General features: G+C 52.7%; 9 protein-coding genes. All 9 read right to left on the reverse strand.

Features of this window, described 5'->3' with window-relative positions:
- Positions 1-3: 3 nt before the first annotated feature.
- The 9 genes from QY332_09275 to QY332_09315 all read right to left on the reverse strand — a co-directional run bounded on the left by QY332_09275 (position 4) and on the right by QY332_09315 (position 17,372).
- The gene (locus QY332_09275; GenBank protein WKZ38121.1) at positions 4-2,883 is read right to left on the reverse strand and encodes a GAF domain-containing protein; all 2,880 of its coding nucleotides are present in this window, start codon (positions 2,881-2,883) and stop codon (positions 4-6) included.
- A 10-nt stretch (positions 2,884-2,893) separates the two neighbouring features.
- Complete coding sequence (locus tag QY332_09280; protein ID WKZ38122.1) at positions 2,894-4,627, reverse strand: GAF domain-containing protein; 1,734 nt, start codon at positions 4,625-4,627, stop codon at positions 2,894-2,896.
- Between the two features lie 17 nt (positions 4,628-4,644).
- On the reverse strand, positions 4,645-6,471 hold the full coding sequence (locus tag QY332_09285; protein ID WKZ38123.1) for a GAF domain-containing protein: 1,827 nt from the start codon (positions 6,469-6,471) through the stop codon (positions 4,645-4,647).
- A gap of 79 nt (positions 6,472-6,550) precedes the next feature.
- Positions 6,551-8,254, reverse strand: coding sequence for a GAF domain-containing protein (locus tag QY332_09290; protein ID WKZ38124.1), 1,704 nt, complete (start codon positions 8,252-8,254; stop codon positions 6,551-6,553).
- Between the two features lie 31 nt (positions 8,255-8,285).
- Entirely contained in the window at positions 8,286-10,604 is a 2,319-nt protein-coding gene (locus QY332_09295; GenBank protein WKZ38125.1) for a GAF domain-containing protein, read from the reverse strand.
- A 20-nt stretch (positions 10,605-10,624) separates the two neighbouring features.
- Positions 10,625-12,379 (reverse strand): GAF domain-containing protein, encoded by a 1,755-nt coding sequence (locus QY332_09300; GenBank protein ID WKZ38126.1) that lies wholly within the window; start codon positions 12,377-12,379, stop codon positions 10,625-10,627.
- A 2-nt stretch (positions 12,380-12,381) separates the two neighbouring features.
- A complete protein-coding gene (locus tag QY332_09305) occupies positions 12,382-14,112 on the reverse strand; it encodes a GAF domain-containing protein (protein ID WKZ38127.1) in 1,731 nt (576 codons plus the stop codon).
- A 7-nt stretch (positions 14,113-14,119) separates the two neighbouring features.
- Positions 14,120-15,796, reverse strand: a complete 1,677-nt coding sequence (locus QY332_09310; GenBank protein ID WKZ38128.1) for a GAF domain-containing protein — start codon at positions 15,794-15,796, stop codon at positions 14,120-14,122.
- A complete protein-coding gene (locus QY332_09315) occupies positions 15,789-17,372 on the reverse strand; it encodes a GAF domain-containing protein (GenBank protein ID WKZ38129.1) in 1,584 nt (527 codons plus the stop codon). The genes QY332_09310 and QY332_09315 overlap by 8 nt, the downstream gene beginning before the upstream one ends.

The raw sequence follows: 17,372 nt of genomic DNA on the forward strand, positions 1-17,372 counted from the left end.
CCCTTATTCACTGTCTTTATCCATATCTTCGTCTCGGAATTGGATGATGACCTCGGAACCCGGCATGGAACGGCCCAGTTCCTCCACTGCAGTTTGCAAAACGTTCTTAAGGTTGATGGACGCGCTGATCTTGCCGGTCACTTCACTGATCGTCTGCTCCTTGATTACCTGGCGCTGGGATTCCTGGATCAGGCGCGCATTTTCAAGAGCAAGGGAAAGGCGCTCGGAGATGGCCTCGGCAAGTCCGATTTCGTTGGCGGTCCACTGGCGCTCCCTGGAGGGGGCTGTAATATTCATGGAGCCGATGATTTGTCCGCGCAGTTTTATCGGCACGACAATGATGGGTTCCTTTGCGATTCCATCCGCATGGAAGACCAGCGATTCACCGCGGTTGACCGCTTGTTGAATTTCGTCCGTACTGACGGGCCGGGTTAATTTCTGCCCGCCTGTCAGGCTTTGCTGATAACCAATCATCGCCTCTTCGCGGCTGAAAGCCGCCCAGCCCGCCTGGATGTTTTGGCCATAAAGCACTTGTAATTCATTAAGAGATTGGCGGGTCTGTGTGAACAACCTTGCGTTTTCGATGGCGATGGCGATCTGGTCCGCCAGAATGCTCAGCGTAAATGCATCATCTTCGGTGAACGCGCCGGGTTTTTCACTTTGCACGTCCAACGCACCAACGGTCACTTCGCGCACCTTTAGGGGGATTGCCATTTCAGAGCGGGTGTTCGGGAGGTCGGGATTGTTGAAGAATACTGCATCCAGCCCGACATCAAGCGCGATGCGAGGTACTCCGAATTTGGCGACATATCCCACGATTCCGCTTCCGCCGACCTCGAGCTTGTGAGCCCGGTCCAGCATTTTTCTTCCACCTTCGCTGTTTGAGGCTTGCAGGACGGCGTATTGCTTCGTTTCATCCAGCAGGAAAATACCTGTATGATAGAAACCGAAGCGCTCGCTCACCAGACTTGTGATCAATGCAAGCAGGTTGTCCAGTTTTTGTTCGCTGGTAATAAGTTTTGAAATTTCACCGATGGACAGGAGCTCGCTGGCGCGCGTTTCACTTTGGTGACGGGCAATTTCGAGGTCGGCAGTTCGCTCTGCAACGCGCTGTTCGAGGTCGACCAGGTTTTGTCTCAAGTTGTCTGTCATTCGGTTGAAGGAATTTGCCAGCGTACCGATCTCGTCCTGTGTGGTAACTGAAGCGCGCACATTGAGATCGCCCGCCGTGATCTGTTCCGCAACCGCAGTAAGGGACTGAAGCGGTCTTGCAATGACCTGCGAGGCTAAAAAGGCGGATAAAGCCACAAGCCCAAGCAAGATCAAGGATATCAGGGTGATCGTTCTGGTTTGCTCCCTTGCCTGCAGAAGAATTTCACTGCGATCCTGGTTGGATACCAGGCTCCATCTGAGTTGATTAATGATCGGCGCTGTTCTTGCATCGGTGCTGGTTACCGGGGCGCGGCTGATCAGGCTTGGAACGTTGTCGTATGTGTTGTCTGTGTAACTTGAGGCGTTGAACGGAAGGCGGAGGGCATTCAGGTCGCCGAAGGTGGTTTCGCCCTCTCCAACAGGCACCCTTCTCCCGTCTGCGAGATAGAGTTTGATCTGCGCGGTGCCGCGCAATTTTGCATCGTCCAATACTTTCAGGACGATTTCCACGTCCATCGTGGTGCGAAGGATGCCGACAATCTTTGTTGATTCGTGGGCATAGATCGGCACGGCAATGATGATTGCGTAGGTATTGCTGCTTGTGTCGAATGTCGGCTCGCCAATGAAGACGGCCCCCCGCCCGTCATTAAATGCCGCCTGCCACCAGCGCTCGTCGGCCTGATAGTAGTCCGATGTTCGGTTGGTGGCACTGATGTTTGCGCCGTAACTGTCTGTCACAAATATCTCCACATTTTCAGGGTAGGCATTTCGATATTTGCGTAACTCCACAGCGGTTGGGTCATTGATCACGCCGTCGATGATCGGCAGGTTGTCATTATTTTCCGCGTCAGCCGCCTGCCATTGTTCGTCCAGCGCCTGAATTTCAGCCTGTATGGTTGTGGATGATTTTCCAGCGTAGGGTGAAAAATTTGCAAGTTCAACGTAATCCTGTAAAGCCTTGTTCAAACTTAGCGCCTGCAAGCCCTGTAACTGTTTCGCCAGCGTCTCCCCCACGATCAGCGCGCGGGCCTCCGTTTCAGCTGTCATGCTTTCGCCAAAGTTTTGAATCAATTGCTGGTTGTTTGTGCGATTGACAATGATCGCGAGCGTGCCTAGCGAGATAATCGCTGTTAGAACAAATCCCAGGACGAGTTTGGTGCGCAGTGGGTAGTTGGCAAATTCCTGCAGGATGAAGATGGTGTAGGCAAGCAGTATGATTGTAATGACGGCGGGTACAACAGTTTGTATGAGGGCCAATTCCAAACGCTCATACCGGGCGTAGGAATCGATCAGGATTGCGGTGACAGCTGATACAGCTCCAAGTGCAATTGCCCAGCTTACATATCGCGGTTTCAGTGTCAACCCCGTGATCAGGGTAATGGCTGCCAACCCGCTCATTCCAACAACCAATCCGAGGTCTTTTAGCACTGCGGATGAAACAGGGACGATGGTCGCAATTGCGACTATTAACTGGATCATTCCAGAAGCAACACGCCCACGGCGGCTGAGGCGGTTTGCATTGGCGGCGATAATCGTCAAGGCAAGAGTTATGCCTGCAATTGTGTAAATCTGCCAGTTTTGGGTTTGTGCCAGCAGGTATATATACAAAACGTTGATCGGAGCCAGGACAACCGCCATTACGAGGGATATCCGAAGAGCATTGGCTCTTTGGCGGGCATCCTCTGGATGCGGGGTGACGGTGTTCAGCTTTTGGTGCAACTCGTTCGTCATATGGGTCTCTTTATTTTGCGCCGGTATTTAATTCAAGGGCGACGGGTTCGATTTGAACAAGAACATCCGAACCCCCCAGCGCGCGGCTTAATTCCTGGGCGGCGGTTTGCAAAATGGTTTCGAAGCGCGTGGATGAACTTATGCGGCTGGTAATTTCCGTGGTGACACGCTCAATATCTGCGCGGTGCTGCGTTGCTTGAAGCAGGGTTGCGGTTTCAATGGCAAGTGAAAGGCGCTCTGCGACGGCTTCGGCAATATCGGCAGCATCTTCGGTCAATGTGTGGTTGTCACGCCCGCGCAGATTCATCACGCCTACGACCTGTCCGCGCAGACGAATCGGGATTGCAAGTTTCGACGGCTCATTTGGTTTGTTCGATAGAACTGTCTCGCCTTTCTCAACCGCCTCCCGGATGTAGTCGCCCTCAAGGGGTTTTTGAAGGGGCGCAATGTTTGTATCTATTAACTGAATTCCCAGCCCCAGTGATTTTGGACGCATGACTTTCCATGATTCGCGTGTGGATTCTCCGATTGCGCTTTGTGCTTCCGTCAGGGACTTGCGGGCTTCTTCAATCGCGAGCGTATTGTTGATGGCAATGGACACCTGGTCGGCAAGGGCGATCAGAACCTCTATGTCGTCCTGCACAAAAGCGTTGGCTTCGGTGCTTTGTACATCCAGCGCGCCGATAATCTGCCCGGCGTAACGAAGCGGCAGGGCAATTTCGGAACGGGTGTTTGGGAGGTTTGGATTGTCGAAGAAAACAGCATCAGCGCCAACGTCCAGGGCGATGCGGGGTTGTCCCGTGGCGGTGACAAAGCCGACAATGCCGGTCTGCCCGACCTGTAATTTATGTCCGCGCATCAGCATTTTTTGACCGCCCTCGCTGTTTGCAGCGCGCAGGACTGCGAACTCGCGGTCCCTGTCGAGCAGGAATACCCCGGTGTGGTAAATGCGAAACTGGTCGCTGATAACCTGTGTGATGCGCGGCAGGAGGGCTTCCAGGTCTTGAATGGATGAGACGGCCTGCAATACCTGTGTGACGGCTTCGAACTGGCGGGCGCGCCGCAGGATGGAGCGGTTTGCCGTCTCCAACTCAGCGGTGCGTTGATTTACACGTTCCTCCAGTGTAGTGCGCAGTTCGTTGAGTTCCAGGTTTTCTTCCTTCTGAATCTTTTCGCTGCGGCGTGTCCTCTGTATGCTTTCATTCAAACGTCCGATCAACAGTTGGATGATGCCGGCGCAGACAATCAGCAGGATGGCTATGATAAATGCGTCATCCAGTCCTGCGGGTACGAATTCAATTCTGCCGCTTAAGTCCATCACCGCAATGACGATGACGCCAAGGACGGCAAGCGGAGCCGCCAAAAAGAGCGAACGTCTTCCAAGCAGGATGGCGGAGATGACCAATATGATGGGCAGGCCGACGAGGGAGGTGTTCTTAAGGCCGTTCGTGTTAAGGGAAACGATCACAACTGCAGCGATCAGCGCAAACGGCACAACCACTTTCGCCATGTGTATTCTTCCCTGAAGCACATAATACAGGGAGATGCCTTCAAGGATGATTGCGATGCAAAGTGTTACAAACGCAACCGGGTTGCGGGAGCCTTCCCCGATGGCGCCTGTTACCAGCGGCAAAAGGGCAATGTTGGATGCGATAACAAAGATGACTATATTCCGCGTCAATCGGATGAATGACGGGTCTTGATCTTCTTCGGCACTAAAATAATCGAATATCCTTGCTATCATATCGTTCTCCTGAACGCCTACTTTTTTTCGGGGCTGCCTGATGTGAATTGAATGGCAACATCCGTGTCCGGCAGGGTGTTGCCCAGTTCCTGAATGGTGGTTTGAAGTATGTTCTCCAGGCTCACCAGACTGCCGATCCTTGCCGAGATCTGACCGATGGTGCGCTCCTTTGCAGCCCTTTTTTGCGCATCCTGCAGCAGGCGCGCATTTTCAATTGCGAGCGCAGTGCGTTCTGCAGTGGCCTGCGCCATTGCAATTTCATCCTCCGTCCAGGTTCGTCCTGATTCTGATGTGCTGAGTTTGAGCGTCCCGATGCGCATACCGCGCAAGGTCAACGGAATGGCGAGGCTGTGCCGCCGTTTTTTGTTCGATGGTTCTATCAGTTTTACGTCCACGCCGTCGAAATAGTATCCCTCGACGGGTTTGCGGGCGATGAATTGATTCCACTGCTGTTCGCCCATTTGCGCGGCAATGGCCTCCGCCTGTGACAGCGCTTCACGGCTTTGCTGATAGGAGCGCGCGTTTTGAATGGCAATGCTGACCTGATCTGCCAGTGTGGAAAGTATGTTCACATCCTCTTCCCCAAAGGCATTCGTTTCCGTGCTTTGTACGTCCAGCGCGCCGAAGACATCGGGGCCCATGCGCAGGGGCAGGGCGATTTCGGAGTGTGTGTCCGGGAGGTCGGGATTGTTGAAGAAAACCGCATCCAGCCCAACATCGAGCGCAACGCGCGGGCTTCCGGCCTGGGTCACAAATCCCACGATGCCTGTCTCGCCAACCCGCAGGCGGTGATTCCTTTCAAGCATCCTTTTTCCGCCTTCGCTGTTTGCAGCGACGAGCACGGCGTATTCGCGGCGTGTATCCAAAAGGAAAATGCCGACGTGATAAAAATCGAAGCGCTCGCTCACAAGGCGTGTGATCAACGTGAGTAGGTTTTCCATTTTTGGTTCGCTGGCAATGAGTTTTGAAATTTCGCCGATCGAAAGGAGTTCTCTGGCGCGCCTTTCGCTTTGCTGCCGAGAATGCTCAAGGTCGGCGGTTCGTTCTGCAACCCGGCCCTCGAGGGAGCCGATAAGGTTTTGGATCTCATCGGACATGCTGTTGAATGTGATTACCAGATCGCCGATTTCATCCTGGCTATCTATCTCGATTCGTTGGTCGAATTTCCCAGAGGCGAAGGCTCGGGCCCCCTGCGCCAGCCTTGATAAAGGCCTGGATAATGTGCCACCCGCAAGGTTTCCGAGAAATATGCCAAGCACCAGCATGGCGAAGAAGATCGCACTGGACTGGGTGACATTTTCCCGTTGCTCTCGAATGATGGCATCTGCAGTAATATCAACACCAACAACGCCCACCTGCCGTCCGTCAGAAGATACGATTGGGGCGTAGGCGCTTAGGAATGACCCGAATTCATCGGTGTAGACTTCCGCCTCCACAATGGGGCTGGTCATTGATGTGAAATTCTCCAAGAGCAACGGGGATGGTTCAAAATACCTGTCCCCATAGGCTGAAAAACCGTCAGCATCGAGCTCGTTCCCGTCCACAACGAAATAAATACCATCAGAATCCATTCTCATGGTGTAAACAAAAACGAAATCTGGATCGGATTTTAGAATTTCAAGATTCTGTAACCGGAACTTTTCATAAAGCGGGTCGTTTACTGAAGCGATGGTTTCGAATTCATCCCCATTCTGCTGCAGCCCGCTAATTGCCGCGGCGGTAAGCACGCGGCGGCGGAAGCCATCGATTAACTGGCGCTGTGAGGTGGTGTAAAAAGCTAGCGCCGTGGTCAGGGATGCAACAGCCGCGATCGCGGAAAAAGCAATAATAAATTTTGCGCGCAAAGACAGGCGTCTCTGGAAAAGCGATGTGAAGCTGACTCTGCGTTGTGATGACGTTTGTTGCGTAGCTGCTCTTGTCATTTCACGCGCCTCCGATCTCGACCGTAATCTGGGCGCCGCTGATTTGAGCACCCAACTCGCGGACGGCGGTTTTTAAGATCGTCTCCAATTCCGTTCCCGCGCCTATCTTTGCGGAAATCTCACCGATGGCGTGTTCCTTTTCCGCGATCTTACGGCTTTCTTCCAGCAGGCGCGCATTTTCAATGGCAAGCACTGCACGTTCCACGATGGCACTGATGATGTCCATTTCGTCCGTGCTCCACTCGCGGTTGGAATCCGCTTTCACGTTCAGCACACCCACCACTTCTCCGCGTAATTTCATGGGCATGGTGAATTGCGTGGTGCCATCGTCGATTTCCGCCCTCTTTTTATAGAGAGTTCCCGAGCGGATCGCCTCCTGCGCACCCGGCACGTCCAGAGGATCCGCAAGGAAACTGGATTTCATGCTCCATCTGCGGATGCCGGCAAGTTTTTGTGCGCGGGTGTATCGCGTCCATCCCGCCTGGATATCACGGCGGTACACTGCATCAGCCTCCAGAAGGGATTTCCTTGTTTCTTCAAAAAGGCGCGCATTGTCAATTGCGATGGTGACCTGATCGGATAAAGTGGTGAGCACCCGAATATCCTCCTGGCCGAACGCATTCGGCTCCCTGCTTTGTATGTCGAGGACACCCATGATCTGGCGGCCGGTACGCAGGAGGGGAAGAGCCATTTCGGAGCAGGTCTCCGGGAGATCGGGATTGTCGAAGTAAATCGCGTCCACCCCGGTGTTCAGCGCGATGCGGGGTGTCCCGCTTCCAGCCACATTTCCAACGATGCCGACAGCGGTCTTCAATTTGTGGTCCCTGGCTAGCATCCTTTGCCCGCCCTCGCTGTTGGCGGCTGCAAGAATTGCATATTCATTTTTGTCATCCATCAAAAAGATGCCTACATGATAGAACCCGAATTGCTGGCTGATTACCTGTGCAATTTGAGGCAGGAGGTTTTCCAAATTTTGAGTTTGGTTGATCACGTGCGAGACTTGCGAGATAGCCTCAAATTGTCTTGCACGACGTTCATTGCGCTGGTTCGCAGCATCCAATTCGGCAGTGCGCGCGGCAACGCGGGTCTCAAGATTGACACTGCTTTCCTGCAGTTCACGGTTCTTTTGAATTAATTCGTTTTGGGTTTTCCGCAAACTTTCAAGAAGTTTGTCGAACCCGTTTGTGGATGCCTGCTGCAGTGCAGCGATGAAGAACAAGTAAACAACCAGCGACGACCAGAAAGTTATCGGGTTCTGGGGTATCAGCGGAGCAGGAAGTGCCTCCTGCACGAGTGTGATCCCCAATGCTGTCAGTGCGTTGATCACCGCCATGACATACGCGCCGCGCCCGCCGATCAGGATGCCTGCGATGACGGTTGTCATGACCAGGCTAAAGTAGCTTGCGCCAAAGGTTCCGTCCGAGACCACAATGGATATGGTCAATACAATATGGAAAACAATCAAAATGGTTATGTTCGCCGCGCGGATATGCCCCCTAATCATCAATTGCCGGGAGAGCAGGGCGACGATAACAATGGAGGCGGTCAGGACAGCTGACGTATATTGCTGAAGCAGAAAAGGTGCCATCAGTGTATATAAGGTGCCTATGGCGATGACAGCCCAAAGGATGCTGTTTAACAGTGCGGCAACACGGGTTTTTTCGCTATCTGCGAACACAGGCGGCGCAAGGAATTTTCTTAACATGAATTGCCTCGAATAGAATAAACCATGGTGCTCATGACTTTTCGTTATCCATGAATTGAATCACGATTTCCGAACCGCTCAAAACCCGTTCGATCTCCTCGGCAGTTGTCTGGAGAATATTTTCAATGTTCAAGGCAGAGCCAATGCGTGCGGTTGATTCAGAGATGGTGCGCTCTTTTGCGGCAAGCCGCTGACTTTCATCAAGCAGCCTAGCATTTTCCAGTGTGAGTGCTGCGCGGTTTGCGGCCGCTTGGGCGACTTTGATTTCATCCTCCGTCCACGTACGGGTTGGATCTTCCTGTTCCAACCCGATCACGCCGATGGCCTGATTTAGAACCATCAGGGGAAGCATGAGAATGTTTTTGGTTCTGGTATTTTCTTCAGGATTGCCGGGCTGTTTTACGACGACGGGCTGTCCACTTTCGACTTGTTTTAATAGATCAGGTGAAAGGCTCTGCGGAACAGCCCTTACCTGTATTCCATCGTATTCATAAGCGGAGAGACCCTTCTCGCTGATGGCAGACTGCCAGGTCTGTTGTGTTTGCGCGCGGTTGGCCCTGGTAAGTTCTGAAAGTGTCGCCTCCACTCTTTGCACAAGCTTGGCATTTTCAAAGGCGGCCGAGAGTTGGTCCGCCAGGATTTGCAGGGTTTGGACGTCACGCTCATCAAACGCATTTGGTGTATTTGCCTGAATGTCCAACGCGCCAATCGTGAGGCTGCGGCTTCGCAAGGGGAGTGTGATCTCAGATTCGGTATCCGGCAGGTACGGGTTATCAAGATGAAGGGTGTCCGTGTCAATATCACGGGCAATATATGCCTGTCCTGTGCTTGTTACGCTTCCAATCAGCCCCGACTGACCCACTCTTAATTTGTAATTTTTTTCAAGCAATTGCTCCGCCGCGATGCTGCTTGCGGCGCGCAGAACTGCATACTCACCAAGTTCATCCACAATAAAAATCCCAACATGGTAGTATCGTAATCTTTCGCGAATAAGGTTTGCCGATACATTAAGAAGGGTATCCATGTCGCGGATGATGGCAATTTCACGGGCAACATCTGCTATTGTCTCCAATTCCAGCGTATTTTTTTGCAGATCAGCTGTCCGTTCCTGGATGCGTTGTTCCAGTCCGGCGAGTGTGGACTGGAGTTGATCCGTCATGGAATTAAAAGCCGATGCCAGTGATCCGATTTCATCTGGTGAATCGACTCTGGCGCGTGCGTTAAAATCACCCTGTGAGATCGAGTTTGCCACATTCGTAAGCGCAATGATCGGGTTCGTCAATGCCCGCGCTGCAAAGGTGGCGATGATCGCCACAATAATGGAAGCGCTGGTCACGAGTATGGCGTTTGTTTGCGTTTGACGTTGCACATCTGCAAGGAAAATGGACGATGGGCGGCTGTAGGCAACAACCCAGGGTTGGGATTTTAGGAATGCCACCGCAATCGTATCGTCTCCTGGCTTGTTCGGCGTGATATCTGCGCGGAAGAAAGGCTGTTCTCTGGCAGTTTTCAGCCCGGCTTCAAATTCCTCAAGATTGGTGGCTTGTTCTTCACGCGGAAGATCAAGAAAGCGTTTTGAGTCCACAGCCTGAAGGTAATCCACAAATCCAAGCGGGGTGATGGATTTCAGGATAAGGTCTGGGTTCTGGCTGTCCGCCATGCGAATATTGAACTGATCCAGAAGAATCACAGAACTTTCAGTGGAAGAGCCCACACTTTCTATGATGACCTGTTGAAGAATGTCCGAATGGTATGTGACGCGCAAAACGCCGAGTGTCTCACCGGAAGTATTGGGAACGACGCCAGCGAAACTCATGATGGTTGTTGATTTATCTGCATAAGTGACGGATGTCACACCGGGACGCCTTGAAAAGATGGTTCTTGTGAAATACTCCTCGGTTGCCTCGTTTTTGCCAATATTTCCACGCACAGTGTCCAGGACCACATTTCCATTAATGTCCACAAGCGAGTAGGAAATGATATTGTCAATGTCCTTGCCGCGCAGTTTTTCCAGAAGAACAATTGCGCGCATTTCCTCCGTACTTCCACGTCGCACGGATGGAGACAGCAGGAGGTAGGCAGAGAAATCCGGAAGCTGCGCTTCTGTGCGGACCGAATTTTTTGTCGCCTCGATAAAGGCATCCAGGCCATTTGCCGTTTGTTCCGCGCTTGACCGCAGGGAAATCTCCGCTCCATTTAAGAGCGCCTGCTGGGTTTGTTGAATATCACGAATCGAAATGGCGATTAGAGGGGCCAGGGATATGAACAGCACAAACAGGACCAGGCGCGTTTGGATCGATGTGCGATTGGCTTGGGTATATTGCGGCTTTTCCTGAATACTCTGACTCATATCAACCTTTTCAGTTTCTGTTATTGTTCAGGATCTGTGCTTCGCTCATTTTCGGATGGGGCCCCAATCTGAATGAACGAGCGGGATGCGCCCAGCGCCTGACCAAGCTCCTGGATGGTGGTTTGCAGGATGCGGGTGAAGTCTGTGGATGACCCGATCTGTGTTGTAACGCGGGCAATGGTCTCTTCCTGGTCTGCGCGACGGGTGGCGCCTTCAAACAGGCGGGCATTTTCCAATGCGAACGCAGCCCGGTCGGATATGGCCTGCACCATGGCCACTTCGTCGTCACTCCACCTTCTGTTTGGTTCAGCCGCTTCGACATGGATAATGCCGACCACCCGGTCTCGAAATTTGACGGGCACCGCCAGGCTTGGGAAGCTACCAGTCGGCGGTTGAGCCAGTATCACGGTCTCCCCGGAGGTGATCGCTTTGTCAAGTGACGGAATATTTTTAGGCGGCACACTGGAAATCGTCCCGTCCGGGTTAATGGAATATCCGCTGGATTTTTCCTCGCGACTTAATTGCCTGCCACGGCTCCTCATCCTTCCAGATGTTGGACCAACATCTGCCTCGTCGCGTGTTTGCAGGTTCGTGATCACGATTGCGAGCTGGTTTGCAAGTGTGCTCAAGGTGCCGGCATCTTCGTCGTTGAACGCGGATGGCAGGGTACTTTGTACGTCCAACACACCCATGACGGATGCGCCGTGCTTTAATGGCAGCGCCATTTCGGAACGGGTTTCAGGGAGGTCGGGATTGTTGAAAAAGACCGCATCAGTGCCGGTGTCCAGAGCGATGCGCGGGTATCCGCTTTGTGCGACATATCCCACAATGCCTGTACCGCCAACCCTTAATTGATGTGTGCGCGAAAGCATTTGTTGGCCGCCCTCGCTGTTTGCGGCTCGTAATATTGCGTATTCGCGGTTCTCATCCAGCAGGAAAATACCTACATGATAATAGCCGAGTTTTTCACTGATGGCTTTTGTGACGGTCGTGAGCATTTCTTTGGATCGTAGCCCAACACTGGCGGAGATCTCCTGCGACAATTCAGAGACGATCTGTAACCGCGCGACCCGGTCCTGGGTCTGCTGATTGGCTGCCTGCAATTCAAGTGTGCGCGCAGCAATGCGTTTTTCAAGGCTTTCCTTTATATCTTCCAGTTCGGTGTTTGTATTGCCCAACGCTTCAAGTTGTTCCTTGTCCAGATTTGTGCGGAAAATATTGATGCCGTAAAGGATGGCGCCGATGACAAGCACGATCCCGCCGGCGCGCCCAACATTATCCATCTCTGAAACGGGCACATTCGAATAAAATGGGGCTGCAAAAGTAGCCGCGGTTGAAAGAACGACAAGCGCCAGAAACCCTCTTTGCGAGAGTAAAACGCTGGAAAGCACAAGTGAAACATGCACGGTGGATACTACAGCCGCCTCCATGGAATCGGCCGCGCCCTGATAGATCCTTAAGTATCCGATTGCCGTGAATACATACGTGAATAAATACGTTCCAATGCGGAAGTATTCCGTCCTGCTGAGAGCGTACGAAGTTAAAGTAATGCCGCTCAATGCCAGGAAAACGCCGTAGCTCCTTGGTCCATAGATAACGGCGCCTACAAAAAGGAAGCTTAGGATTAATGTGAGGATCGAAAGCAGTTGGGCGCGGCGCCGATCGCCGATCGCTTTTACAGATGGATGCGGCGTGGTAAATCTGCGCCATGTCCGGCTTGCGCGGCTTATGAAGGAGAGTCCCTGGTTCTTGGAAGGAATTTGAGATGCCGACATGTTTATTCGACCGCCTTCCGTGTGGGATTGGAATTTCCGCTTCCATTATGCGGACCTTCCGCCTGATTCTGCCCATCAAGTTGATCCAGCAGCTGGAAGGTGACCGAGGCATTTCCAATTGCCTGACCAAGTTCATGCACCGTTTCGCGCAGGATGGCGTCCGTATGAGAAACGGCGCTGATGCGGGTCGAAATATCCGATACCAGTGCCTCGCGCGCCGCACGCTGCTGGGATTCCCGGTAGAGGCGGGCGCTTTCCAGCGCGCCGCTCAACTGGTCTGATAATGCAATTGTGAGGTTGATTTCCTCCTGAGTCCATCCTTCGGAGATTTCGGATTTTTTCAGGCGGATTGCTCCGATGGATTGTCCGCGCACTTTGATGGGTATGCTGATCGTCAAGCCGTCACTGCCAAGAATCAGGTCACCTGTTTCAAATGCCCTGGCAATGGTTGGTTCGAGCGTTTCAGCGTATGTCTGTACGGTTGCCGGCGGCGTGGCAATGTACCCAATGCGTGGTTGATGACGCAGGATCTTGCTCCATGCAGTGCGGCTTACCTCGCCGGAAAGGGTGCGTGCCGTTTCCAGTGCTCTTTCCGTTTCGCTAAAAAGGTTTGCGTTTTGGATTGCAACTGCTATCTGTTCTGCAAGTATTTGCAGGGTGGCTATGTCTTCCTCGCTGAATGCCTGGGGTTCAGTACTTTGCACGTCCAGTGCCCCAAGCACCTGACCCGTTGCGACAAGCGGGAGCGCCATTTCAGAACGCGTGTTGGGCAGGTCGGGGTTGTCAAAGAAAACAGCATCCGCTCCAACGTCCAGCGCGATGCGCGCCTGTACATTTGCCGTGACATATCCCACGATGCTGGTTTCCTCCACTTTAAGCTTGTGTTTCATTTCGAGCATTCGCAGTCCGCCTTCGCTGTTGGCGGCGGTGAGTACGGCATATTCCTTGTGGTCATCCAGCAGGAAGATGCCCACGTGGTAAAAACCAAAGTTTTCGTGGATCAGGGTGGTGGTTTGCTGTAAAAGTTCCGCCAGATTTCTAAAGGAGGTGATGGATTTGCCCACATCGGCAACAGCCCTTAGCTGGGCTGTGCGTTTGTCGAGTGAGCGGGTGCGGTCCCGTACACGCTCTTCCAGGTTTGCCTGTTCTTCGCGCAGCTCGGCAAACAGGGATTGCGATATTTTTTCAGATTTTTCGAATTGCGATTCCATGAGGCGGATGCCGGTTACGATGAGAACAGCGGCGAGCAAAACACCGGCGGATGATGACAACCAAGACTCCAAGGTGCCGGCCGTAACATTCGGACTTGTGATCTGGAGCTGTCCGTTTAAGATTACCCAGCCGAAAATCAGGTAGGATATTGCGGCAAGCGCAGTCATTACCCATCCAATCCGCCAGGAGAATAGGAGGGATGCCATGGTGATGGCTGCGAGCATGAAGGAGCGGGCGTCTCCGTAAATCCCCGTTTCCAAAAAGCCGATCACAGCCAGACCGTACAACAGGAAAACAAGCGTGCCTGCTTTCATGTTGTTGGAGGCCGGCAACAGGGTTATAAGCACAACGGTGATATAGGCGAGCAGGTAGAGTGCCGCAAAGAGAATGGGGCTCGATACAATCGCCAAAATCACCGCAATCAGGCCGAAGACGCATGCGCTGATCAGCGTCCCGCGGATAAACCCCGCGCGCCATTTTGTGTATTCGGGTTCCATGTTTTCTGATCGTTGGTTCATCATATTTGACTCAAGTGCCTGATTGTCCTTTGGGAGAAGGTGCTTGGGCAAGTGGGGAGCCAACGGTGATCTCCGCCTCCTTTAGGTCAAACACTCTTCGTAATTCGGTTGCGGCTGTTCGTATAACCGACTCGATGTCCAGCGTTTCGCGGACTCGGGCTGAAACGTTTGCAATCATTTGGTCCCTCAGGGCGCTTTTTTGTGCCTCATCCACAAGACGGCTATTTTCAAGAGCAAGCGCAACCTGGTCGGCGATCTTTTCCACGAGCACGCGTTCGCGCTCAGACCATTCCCTTGCGCCACCCTGTCTCTTTAACTTTAGTGTGCCGATATTCTGTCCGTGAAGGACAAGTGGTACGCGCAACCCATCGTACCCGACCTCTTTTTTATCGATGGAAAAGATGGGCCGCACACCCGCGGGCGTATATTGGTAGGCGGGTTTTTGACGAGCGGCGAGCTTTGACCATGTCCGCTGTGTTTGGATGGATGTACTGATTTCCAGTTGATTCAACAGGCTTTTGGTCTCATTGCTCAGACGGACGTTGTCAAAGGAGATTGCCACCAGGTCGGCAAGTGTTTGCAGTATTTCTGCATCCCGTGTATCGAATGCCCGGGTTTGGTCCGAGTGCATATCCAGCAACCCAAGCACCCTGCCGCGAACCGCGAGAGGCAGGATCATGCGTGAGCGGGTGATGGGAAAGTTTATGTCGCGAACAAAATCCATATTATCAATGTCTGATGCGATCACTGGCTGGTTATTGGTGACGACATGCGTGAGCGGGCTTTTTTTATCTGATTCCACGCGGAACCCCTGTTGGATCAGTTGTTTGCCTGTACCAGAGGATGCAGCCTGGAGAAAGGCGGTTTTCCCCTGCTCATCCAGGATGAACAACCCCACATGATAATACCCAAACTTTTCTGACACGAGTTGAGTCGCGGTATCCAATAATTCGGTGATGGCCTGGATGTCCGAAATGGTTCTGGCGATATTGCTGGATGTGCGGAGTTGCGTGGTGCGCATTTCCAGTTCGTCTGTTCGCTGGCGGACTATTTGTTGCAGGTCCGTCTTTTCTGTCGATAGCATGTTGTTCGTTTCTTCCAGACGGATGGTTGTCTGGATTAAAACGTTCTTAAACTGTCCAATTGCGGCAAGTGCAAGTGCGCCTAGTATGGCAAAATTACCAACATAGCCCGTCCAATCATCGGGGGCGGTGATGGGTACATTTGCGCCAGCGAGTCGATACGCACCTGTTTGTTCCAGGACTGCGATTGTAGTGGCGGCGAGTACACCGGTTCCCCATGCAAGGAAATCCACGCGGCGGTCAAACAGCAGGGAGGAGAGGATGATGCCTGTGAGCAGAAAGATGTTCCCATCCTGCCAGGGTCCCCAAAGGAGGATCCCATCAATACCGACTGCAAAGGTTATGAACAAAAGTGTAATGGCGCGAATCGTATAACGGACCGGCAAGATCGTGACCAGCAAGAGAACAAGATACAAGACGCCGAAGAGGATGAGTTCCCCGAACGTCAATGTGGAAAAGGAAACTGCAATAAGAGCAACACCCAGCACACACGCAATGCGCAGGGTTGTCAGGATAAATCGCTCGCGCCACTCTGTGTAATTGAAGGCGGTTGGCTGGGGAATGCCCGATGCAGTTGATCGTTCGGATGAAATGTTATTATTCATTTTCATCACCCATGGAAACTTCAATTTCCACTTCCGCGGCTTCGAGCGTGCGTCCCAGTTCACGTACTGCGGTTTGGAGGATGTTGTCCGTGCTGGTGGAAGACCAGATCTTCGCGATGATCTCGTTGGCTATTCTTTCCCGCGCAGCAACAAATTGACTTTCCTCCACTAGGCGTGCGTTTTCCAGCGCCAGTGTGGCTTGCGTCGCAATGGTTTCGATCAGGTTTTTCTGTTCAGCCGTCCACTCGGACGTATTCGCCAGGTGGATCTGCCCAATAATCTGGTCCCTCAAGGAAAGCGGAAATTCGATTTCCTGGTCATTAATGGGATCCAGATCCCCGAGCGCATATTCCATATTGGGGTTTTCTGATGAAAGCGACTGCCATGCACTTTGTAGATATTGTCGTTGCGTTGCGCGCATTTCGAGGAGGCTTTGCTGGGCTTCCTGGAAAAGACGTGAATTTTCCAGCGCAATGGCTATTTCATTTGCAAGGTTTTGATATGCATCCACATCCTGCGGCGCAAATGCGTTCTCGCGCGTTGAGTGCATTTCCAGCACACCCCGTACTTTGTCGCCCAGGACCAGGGGAAGCGCAATTTGGGATCGGGTATATGGCAGTAGCGGGTTGTCGAGCCGCATCTGCTCGGTGTCGCTCTCGAGGGCAATCTGGCCCCTTTTTGTGCGAATCGCTTTTGCAACCATGCTTTTCCCATTTACATCCAGGTGGTGTTTATTTTCACGCAATACCTTGCCGGCTTCCCCGCTGGCTTCCTTGAGTTCGGCCCATTGACCCGTACCATCGAGAAAAAAGAATGCCGTGTAATAGCACTCGAACTCAGATTCGATCAGACGTGCGGCGCGCGGCAGCAATTCATTCGGGTCGAGGATGGCGGCAAGAGCCCGCCCAACCTCATTGACCTTGCGAAGCTGGTCCGTGCGTTCAAGCACCTTGGTTTCAAGGTTATTGCGTTCCTCCGTCAGCGTATTCAAAGTTGTATCAATTTGTGTTTGAGCTTCCAGGAATTCCTTTTCGAGGCGTTGAAAGCCAAGGATGATCACCGCCCCAAACATGATGATTGCGGCGCTCGCGCTAAGCCAGTCTTCGACCCTGGCGGGCGGCGCGTTTGGATTGAGTGGCATGACCTGCCCGCCCAATATCAGCCAGCCAAATAAAATAAATGTGAGAATGTTGGCCGCGATCATCAGGATACCGGCGCGCGGCGAGAACAGGATTGTTGAAAATATAATCAGGGCTAAAAAGAAGAACAGGCTGTCGCCCAAGATCCCATGTGTGATCAACTCGCTTAAACCGATCACATATACGCTGGTGAGAAAAACGCTCATGCGTACGATGTACGCGAAGCGCACAATGGTAACAAGCCCTGTCAACACATAGGTGGCGATGAACACCGTGTTGATCACCGCGCTTCCGGATGCGCTGACTGCAGGGATTAACGCGGCGGCGCCAAAAATCAGCACGCCGATCAGCAGCGGGACGGCAAACCCTTCCCGCCAGTTTTTATACAATCGGCGGGTGGCCTCTTCCGGGTTTATCCTCTGGTTATTGGAAGACAT

The sequence above is a fragment of the Anaerolineales bacterium genome (assembly GCA_030583885.1).
Taxonomy (GTDB): domain Bacteria; phylum Chloroflexota; class Anaerolineae; order Anaerolineales; family Villigracilaceae; genus Villigracilis.

Coding starts and splice junctions, on each gene's coding strand:
- QY332_09315 (WKZ38129.1), bottom strand. CDS start 17,372: ATGTCTTCCAATAACCAGAGGATAAACCCGGAAGAGGCCACCCGCCGA.
- QY332_09275 (WKZ38121.1), bottom strand. CDS start 2,883: ATGACGAACGAGTTGCACCAAAAGCTGAACACCGTCACCCCGCATCCA.
- QY332_09300 (WKZ38126.1), bottom strand. CDS start 12,379: ATGTCGGCATCTCAAATTCCTTCCAAGAACCAGGGACTCTCCTTCATA.
- QY332_09280 (WKZ38122.1), bottom strand. CDS start 4,627: ATGATAGCAAGGATATTCGATTATTTTAGTGCCGAAGAAGATCAAGAC.
- QY332_09305 (WKZ38127.1), bottom strand. CDS start 14,112: ATGATGAACCAACGATCAGAAAACATGGAACCCGAATACACAAAATGG.
- QY332_09310 (WKZ38128.1), bottom strand. CDS start 15,796: ATGAATAATAACATTTCATCCGAACGATCAACTGCATCGGGCATTCCC.
- QY332_09290 (WKZ38124.1), bottom strand. CDS start 8,254: ATGTTAAGAAAATTCCTTGCGCCGCCTGTGTTCGCAGATAGCGAAAAA.
- QY332_09295 (WKZ38125.1), bottom strand. CDS start 10,604: ATGAGTCAGAGTATTCAGGAAAAGCCGCAATATACCCAAGCCAATCGC.